We start from the raw sequence: 7,646 nt of genomic DNA, 5'->3' as shown, positions 1-7,646 counted from the left end.
CATCGGGACGCGGTGGCCGACTTCGTCCAGGGCACGGCCCGCGCGACGCGCTGGCTGCAGATCACGCCACATGATCAGGCGGTGGCGCGACTGGCCGACATCATCCACAAGCGCGGCCGCAACGAGAACACCACACTGCTCGACTCCTACAAATCGTCCGGCATCCCGGTGCCCGGCGCGGTGATTCAGGAGCGAGAGCTGCAGATCTGGATCGACTGGCTGGTCCGCAACGGTGAACTGCCCGCCGGGAAATTCGCGGCCAAAGATCTGTACACGAACAAGTTCAATCCCTACGCCAACGGCAAGTACCCGGCCGACAGCGGGCCGGCCGGAGAGGTGGTGGCCGCCAAATGAGCGACACGGCAATCAAACTCGCGCTCGACGGGGTGCGCAAGGAATTTCCCGCGCGAGGCGCCGGAACACCCTTCACCGCGCTGGAGAACATCACCGTGGACGTGCGCGACGGTGAATTCCTCGTCCTGGTCGGACCCAGCGGTTCGGGTAAGTCGACCCTGCTGGATCTGCTGGGCGGGCTGACCCGGCCGACCCACGGGCAGATCCTGCTCGACGGGCGGCCGGTCACCGGCCCCGGTCTCGATCGGGGCATCGTCTTCCAGCAGTACGCGCTGCTGCCGTGGCGCACCGCGCGCGGCAATATCGAATTCGGCTTGGAGGCCAAGCGCATCCGCCGGCGTGAGCGACGCCGGATCGCCGACGAATATCTGGAGCTGGTCGGCCTCACCGGCTTCGGCGACCGGTACCCGCACGAGTTGTCCGGCGGCATGAAACAGCGCGTGGCCATCGCGCGCAGCCTCGCCTTCGATCCCGAGGTGCTGCTGATGGACGAGCCGTTCGCCGCGCTCGACGCCCAGACCCGCGAATCGCTGCAGGACGAACTGCTGCGCATCTGGCGCACCACCGGCAAGACCATCCTGTTCATCACCCACGACATCAACGAAGCCGTGTATCTGGGTCAGCGCGTGGCCGTGCTCACCTCACGGCCGGGACGGGTCAAGGCGGTGGTCGATATCGATCTCGACCGCGAAACCGCCCCGGAGGCCGACATCCGCTCCAGCGAGCACTTCAGCGAAGTCCGGCACCGGATCTGGTCGCTGCTGCACGACGAGGTGGCCCGCGCGCAGGGGCTCGAGCAGGCCGACCTCGCGGCCACCGACAGGAGGTAACACCATGTCCACCACACTGCCCGCCACCGCCGAACCCGTGCTGGTGTCGAAGAAGTCCTCTGTCTCGGCCGGGAGTGCGGCCGAGACTCCCGCTCGCTCCACCGCCGGCACGGGACGGCAGCTGGCCACCCTGGCCGGTCGCTGGGGCTGGCGGCTGTTCAAGCCCGTCCTGGTCATCGGCCTGTTCCTGGCCTTCTGGGAACTCGCACCCCGATTCGGCCTGGTCGATCAGATCTTCCTGCCGCCGTTTTCCACCGTCGTGCAGCGCGGCGACGAGCTGGTCCGCAACGGCCAGCTCTGGGACAACACCTCCGCCAGTCTGGGCCGTTCGCTGGTCGGCTTCGCGATAGCGGTGGCGTGCGCCGTTCCGGTCGGCGTCGCCATCGCGTGGTACAAGCCGGTGGCCGACTTCGTGAACCCGCTGCTCGAACTGTTCCGCAACACCGCGGCGCTGGCGCTGCTGCCGGTGTTCATCCTGATCCTCGGCATCGGCGAGACCTCCAAGGTCGCGATCGTGGTCTACGCGGGCTTCTTCCCGATCTTGCTGAACACCATCAGCGGCGTGCGATCGGTGGATCCGTTGCTGATCAAATCGGCTGTGTCCCTCGGCTTCTCACCGCTGCGGCTGTTCCAGAAGGTGATCCTGCCCGCCGCCGTGCCGACCGTTTTCACCGGCATCCGGATGGCGGCCTCGGCCTCCATCCTGGTCCTCATCGCCACCGAGATGTCCGGTGCGCGAGCGGGACTCGGCTACCTCATCACCGCCGCCCAGCAGAATTTCCAGATTCCCGACATGTATGTCGGGATCGTCGCCATCGCGATCGTCGGCCTGGTCTACAACGCCGTACTCGTCGCGATCGAACGCCGCCTCACGCGCTGGCGCCCGCAATCCGATCGTTGAAGCACTACACCGAAGGGACGACGACGCTCGATGTCGCCATCACCGAAAACCTTTCATCTCAACGCCTTTCTGATGGGCGTCGGTCATCACGAAGCCGCCTGGCGCCATCCGCGCACCGAGGAACGGCGCGTGCTGGACGTGAAGCATTTCCAGGAATTGGGCCGCATCGCCGAGCGCGGTAAACTGGATTCCGTCTTCTTCGCCGACGGCTTGGCGGTGGGCCCGCGCATTCAGCGCAATACGCTCGCGGTGTTCGAACCGGTAACACTGCTGTCGGCCATCGCCGCCGCCACCGAACATATCGGTCTGATCGCGACGGCCTCGACTACCTATAACGAACCGTTCAATCTGGCCCGTAAATTCGCCTCGCTCGACCACATCAGCGGCGGGCGGGCCGGATGGAACATCGTCACTTCCGGCACGGTCGACGAGGCCTACAATTTCGGCTACGACGCCATTCCCGACCATGCCCGCCGATATGAGCGCGCCACCGAATTCGTCGATGTCGCATTGCAGCTGTGGGACAGCTGGGAATCCTCGGCCATCGTGCTCGACCCCGAGGCCGGAGTGTTCGCCGACCCGGACAAGGTCCACACCATCGACTACGACAGCGACCGGTTCCGGGTGCGCGGTCCGTTGAACTCCCCGCGCGGTCCGCAGGGCCGGCCACTGCTCGTGCAGGCCGGATCTTCCGAGAGCGGAAAGGAATTCGCCGCCCGCTACGCCGAGGCGGTGTTCACCGCGCAGCGCAGTCTCGAGGACGGGCAACGTTTCTACCGCGATCTGAAATCACGGCTGCCGAAGTACGGCCGTGGCGCCGACGAGCTGAAGGTGCTCCCCGGTCTCGTGCCCTACATCGCCGATACGCCCGCCGAGGCGCTCGCGCTGGAGCAGGAGTTCACCGATCTGATCTCCCCCGACTACGCGTTGCGGCAGCTGTCCACGCAGCTGGGCATCGATCTGACCGGCCATCCCCTCGACGCGCCGCTGCCGCCGCTGCCGGTGGAGAGCGAGATCGAAGGGAACAAGTCCCGGTTCACGCTGGTGAAGGAGTTGGCCACACAGGAGCGACTGACGGTGCGGCAGCTGATCGGCAAACTCGGCGGCGGGCGCGGACATCGCAGCTTCGCCGGCACCCCGGAGCAGATCGCCGACGAACTGCAGACCTGGTTCGAGGCCGGCGCGGCGGACGGATTCAACATCATGCCGCCGTATCTGCCGGGCGGACTCACCGATTTCGTCGACCGGGTAGTGCCCATCCTGCAGGAACGCGGCCTGTTCCGCACCGAGTACACCGCCGATACCTTGCGCGGGCACTACGGCCTCGCGCCGGTGGAGAGCCGTTTCGCGACGGGAGCCGCGATCAGCGCCTGACCGGCGGATACAACGCGACAGGCCCCTTCCGGGTAGATCCGGGAGGGGCCTGTCTGCACGCTTGTGTATGCGGACGAACCGCGGGCGGCGAACCTTAGAGGTTGGCGCCGCACACCGGCCAGGCGCCGGGGCCCTGGCTGGCGAGCACGTTCTCCGCGACGCGGATCTGCTCGGCGCGGCTGGCGTTGGCCGGGTTGCCACTGCCGCCGTTGGCGTTCCAGGTGCTCTGGGTGAACTGCAGGCCGCCGTAGAAACCGTTTCCGGTGTCGGCGCCCCAGTTGCCGCTGGCCTCGCACTGCGCCACCGCATCCCAGTCGTGGCCGCCGTCGGCAGACGCGGTAGCGGTCAGGCCGAAGGGGACGGCGACGATGGCGCCGGCGACGGCGGCGAAGCCGAGTGCGCGAGTGCTGAACTTACGGTTACGAGACATGTGGTTTTCCCTGCCTGCGCCCAGCCGGCCCGATGGTGACGATTACGGGTCCCTGCCCCCAGGTATGTCGGGGTCGAACTCGAACCGCGGGACAGGGTTGCCGGTGTTCAGCGATTCGAGCGTCAGCCCGGAATTCCGAGCTGCAAACGACGGTAACGGAGAAATCTCGAAACATCACGTTGCGATAACAACCGAACTGTCTCAACCCGACATGGAGGATATTCACGTTTACGCAGCGCATAGTGCGATAAACGCGCATTACATTACTGTAGTTATATAACCGTTATGTGGTCGAGATCACTGAGATATAGTGACCCCAGTCGCATGACGATGCCCGAAATCGGTGGTTTCGCGGTCTCGGATCGCGGGCGGACGCCTATCCGGGCCGGTCGGAGCGCTAATGCTCGGACACGGTGACGGGCCACCGGTCCACCGTCTCCAGCGGCGCGACCTGCGCGTTCTCCAGCGCGTGCGCGACACGCCGACGGTAGCGGCCGGCGAGGGCGGGCGCGCGGCCGGTTCCGCCCGGACGGCATCGCGCGGCGTAGGCCAGCCAGCCGGAGGCCTGGCGCAGGACCTCTCCGGTGCTCAGCGGCCCCGCGAGCAGCAGACCACCGTATTCGGGTGTCACCGCGACGGCGCTGCCCAGATGCTGCAGACACCGGCAGATTCCCAGTTCGTGACCGAGATCGCGATAGCGGGTCAGCGCCAGCAGCCACCAGCGCATCGCGCGCCGGGGCTCGCCGCGCATCCACCACAGCAGGCCCAACGTTTCGAAGGTGTGTGCCCGCCCGGACGGATGGCGACCGCCGCGGGTCAGGGTTTCGGCCAGCTCGAGCCGGTCACGCGCGGCATCCAGGCGTCCTTCGTACAGATGTGCGATGGCGAGGTCGTTCAGGGCACAGACCTCCGCGGCGATATCGCGCCGTGGCAGCAGCCACCAGGCGCGCTCGAATCCGGCCACGATCTCGGGCAGCGGGTACTCCCCGCCCGGTAAGCGATCGAAATCCCGCAGCGCCTCGGCGTGCGCGCGGCGAGCGTGCAGGCCCGTGCTCCGGCGCGGGCGGCTGCGCCGCCGGAGCGGACGCGGCCATCGTCGGCGTGTCGCGGTGTCGGGCAGCAGCCCGCAGCGGATCGAGGCCAGTTCGTGAATCTGCGGATGCGCCGCTTCGCTCAGCGCCACCATCGCCCGCGCCGCGGGACCGTCGGAAGGCTTCCCGATCCGGGCGTACCAGAGGTCGAGTGCGTCGGCGATGCGGGCCAGGGCGGGGATGTCGAGCTCGATGCCGTGGTCGCATTTGTCGCATTCGCGCACCAGCTCGGCCAGTCGGTCCGCCGATCCCGTGAACCACCGATGCGCGCCGGCACCGAGCCGGTCCGAATCCAGGGCCACCGCCCAGCGCGTCGCCCGATCGGAGTAGTGCCGGATCAGCGCCGGCCACGCGGCGCGCCACTGCGGTGTGCGGCGGATCACAGCGAGGTCCGGCGAGTTCGGGGACGTGTCCACGGCGAATCGGTCGTGTCCGTGGTGGACGATCACGCCGTGGGCGGCGAGCCGGATCAGAACCTCGCCGGTGGAACGCCGCAGGACCGCCTGCTCCCCCGGCAGGACCGTCGCGCTGTCGAGCATCGCGGTGACCGTGTCGTAGAGCGCAGCGGCCTCGTAGTCGGTGAAGGGCAATGCCCGCAGGACGTCGGCGACGGCCGTATCGGCCTCATCCAGCGGCCGCGCCCCAACCGGTGCGGAGGCCGGCAGCGCCGCGACGGTCCGCTCGACCACCGGTGGCGGCTGGACCAGGTCCGCGGTGAGATCCAGTTCCCTGCGGATGCGCGCACCCTCGCGCATATCCATCGTCTTGCGCCACAGCACGTACAGCGCGGCGGCCGCCACCACCGCGACCGCCACCCACCGCAACACCCCGGCCAGCGAGTTCAGCACCCGGCTCTGCCCGACCGAACCTTCCAGCAGTTTCGCCACCACCTCGAGCAGCAGCGACGACGACATCACCCAGGCCGCACCCAGGAAGCCCTGCCAGATCGAGGATTTCGGGGTGGCGATGAGCTGCGACGCGATGTCGTGCTCGGGCCGGTGCGAGTGGCCGCCACTCATCGCACGATCCCGCCCGTCAATCCCGGAACCAGGAAGCGACGCCAGGTCACCAGCAACAGCAGCACCGGCGGGATCGTCGACAGCAGGGCACCGGCCGCTAGATGGGCGGCGTTCTCCTGGAACTGCCGGGCGTCGCCCCACAGCAGCAGCGACCACGGACTGACGTCGGCGCCGCTGACCATGAGTCCGATGAAGAAGTCGTTCCACACCTGAATCAGTTCGAGCACCGCGACCGCGCCGACGGCGGGCCAGGCGGTGGACACCACGCGGCCCAGGACGGCCCACGGTTTCGCGAGACCGTGCAGGGCGTCGGCGGCCGGGCCGTCCGAGGGCGCGAGCAGCGCGCCGCGCAGAATCAGGATCGCGATGGGCAGGCCGATCGCGGCATGCACCACGATCAGCGAGGAGAACGACGTCCCGGTCAACCCCATCCGCTCGATGACACGCCGGATCGGCCCGACGTAGAGCTGCGCGGGAAGGACGGTGAACACCACCAGTACCACCACCGCGATTCGCGAACGCAGCGCATCGGCGGGCAGCGCGGCGAGTTGATGGGCGACCGGGAAGGCCGCACCGATGACCAGGACCGTCGCCCACACCGCGACCCAGCCGGTATTGGCCATGGCGTGCAACAACTCTCGGTGCTGCCAGACCGAACCGGTTCCGGCGAAGGCGGGCCCGTCGGCGCCCACCCAGCCGAACACCGCCAACGCCAGCAGCGGACCCAGCGAGAGCAGCGAGACCGCCACGACTCGCAGGACGCCGCGCGCAGTGCGCCTGGTACGGACCGGATCGACGGCCGGGCGGCGCATCCAGCCGACACGGTGGCGTCGCACGTCGGTCTGCAGAATCCACGCCGCCGAACCGATCAGCACCGCCAGCGGCAGTGAATAGGCCGCGGCCACACCGGGATCGGCATCGGGATCCGAGACCAGCCGCCACCAGTGCACGGTCGCCGAGTCCAGCGAATACTGCAGCGATCCCGGCACCGCGACCAGGATGATGTCGAAAATCCGGGCCGCCGCGACGGCGACGACGAGGCCCAGAATCAGCAGCACCGGCCGCATCAGTTCGAACAGCCGGGCCCGGGTTCGCGCGGCGCCGCGCGCATCCTCGAGATAGCCACGCCGCACGGGATCGGCTTCGATGGCGGCGATCGCGGCGCGGAACAGCGCGAACAGCGCCCCCAGCCAGCACCAGACGAAGGCCACGATCAGCGTGGCCATCAACCAGATCCGCTGCCCGGTCACGCCCGGGACCGGCATCCGGTAGTCGGGGTTCTCGGCCAGCAGGCGCAGGGCCAGTCCGGCGACGAACGCGGACACGCCGAAGGGCAGGATCAGCGGTTGCCAGGGCCACCAGCCGCGGCGGCCATGCCAGGCCAGTTCCAGGGCGAGGACCAGAACCGCCACCGCGCACAGGACCCACACCAGGGTCCGGGCGTAGGCGCCGCGCCCACCGGGCCCGAGCTCGACGCCGATTCCGCGGATCGTGACCGCGAGCGCGATCACCAGGACGGGCCACCACAGAGACCGCCGGCGTACCCGCGCGACAATACTCGCGCCGTCGGGTGCCTGGCGGCGGAAAACCGTCGGCCACAATCGGTTTCGCAGCAAACTCCAGCGGCCCCGCACGGCCGCCGCCACC

Annotated in this window: 6 protein-coding genes and 1 pseudogene; 4 read left to right on the top strand and 3 right to left on the bottom strand. The window is 68.5% G+C overall.

All coding sequences use genetic code 11. The features are described 5' to 3' along the window. The 4 genes and pseudogenes from A5780_RS12275 to A5780_RS12260 form a co-directional block, all read left to right on the top strand. Window positions 1–354 (top strand): annotated as a pseudogene (locus tag A5780_RS12275) (ABC transporter substrate-binding protein); the annotation flags it as partial. Continuing rightward, window positions 351–1,184, top strand: coding sequence for an ABC transporter ATP-binding protein (locus tag A5780_RS12270; protein ID WP_063015056.1), 834 nt, complete (start codon window positions 351–353; stop codon window positions 1,182–1,184). The pseudogene A5780_RS12275 and the gene A5780_RS12270, both read left to right, overlap by 4 nt. Window positions 1,185–1,188: 4 nt before the next feature. After that, window positions 1,189–2,085, top strand: coding sequence for an ABC transporter permease (locus tag A5780_RS12265; protein WP_064908482.1), 897 nt, complete (start codon window positions 1,189–1,191; stop codon window positions 2,083–2,085). A 30-nt stretch (window positions 2,086–2,115) separates the two neighbouring features. Continuing rightward, the gene (locus tag A5780_RS12260; RefSeq protein WP_063015052.1) at window positions 2,116–3,459 is read left to right on the top strand and encodes an LLM class flavin-dependent oxidoreductase; all 1,344 of its coding nucleotides are present in this window, start codon (window positions 2,116–2,118) and stop codon (window positions 3,457–3,459) included. A gap of 94 nt (window positions 3,460–3,553) precedes the next feature. Here the strand turns inward: A5780_RS12260 and A5780_RS12255 are convergent, their stop codons facing one another. The 3 genes from A5780_RS12255 to A5780_RS40875 all read right to left on the bottom strand — a co-directional run. Next, a complete protein-coding gene (locus A5780_RS12255) occupies window positions 3,554–3,889 on the bottom strand; it encodes a transglycosylase family protein (RefSeq protein ID WP_030514506.1) in 336 nt (111 codons plus the stop codon). Between the two features lie 397 nt (window positions 3,890–4,286). Next, window positions 4,287–5,999, bottom strand: coding sequence for a hypothetical protein (locus tag A5780_RS12250; protein WP_064908481.1), 1,713 nt, complete (start codon window positions 5,997–5,999; stop codon window positions 4,287–4,289). Further along, on the bottom strand, window positions 5,996–7,646 hold a 1,651-nt coding region (locus tag A5780_RS40875; protein WP_064908480.1), incomplete at its 5' end, for a hypothetical protein. The genes A5780_RS40875 and A5780_RS12250, both read right to left, overlap by 4 nt.

Source organism: Nocardia sp. 852002-20019_SCH5090214 (assembly GCF_001665865.1).
Taxonomy (GTDB): domain Bacteria; phylum Actinomycetota; class Actinomycetes; order Mycobacteriales; family Mycobacteriaceae; genus Nocardia; species Nocardia nova.
Note: the sequence above shows the minus strand (reverse complement) of the source record. Positions and strands in the feature narration are given on the sequence as shown.

What these genes read in the sequence shown, in the direction of transcription:
- A5780_RS12270 (WP_063015056.1), top strand. Translation starts at nt 351, where the DNA reads ATGAGCGACACGGCAATCAAACTCGCGCTCGACGGGGTGCGCAAGGAA.
- A5780_RS12265 (WP_064908482.1), top strand. Translation starts at nt 1,189, where the DNA reads ATGTCCACCACACTGCCCGCCACCGCCGAACCCGTGCTGGTGTCGAAG.
- A5780_RS12260 (WP_063015052.1), top strand. Translation starts at nt 2,116, where the DNA reads ATGTCGCCATCACCGAAAACCTTTCATCTCAACGCCTTTCTGATGGGC.
- A5780_RS12255 (WP_030514506.1), bottom strand. Translation starts at nt 3,889, where the DNA reads ATGTCTCGTAACCGTAAGTTCAGCACTCGCGCACTCGGCTTCGCCGCC.
- A5780_RS12250 (WP_064908481.1), bottom strand. Translation starts at nt 5,999, where the DNA reads ATGAGTGGCGGCCACTCGCACCGGCCCGAGCACGACATCGCGTCGCAG.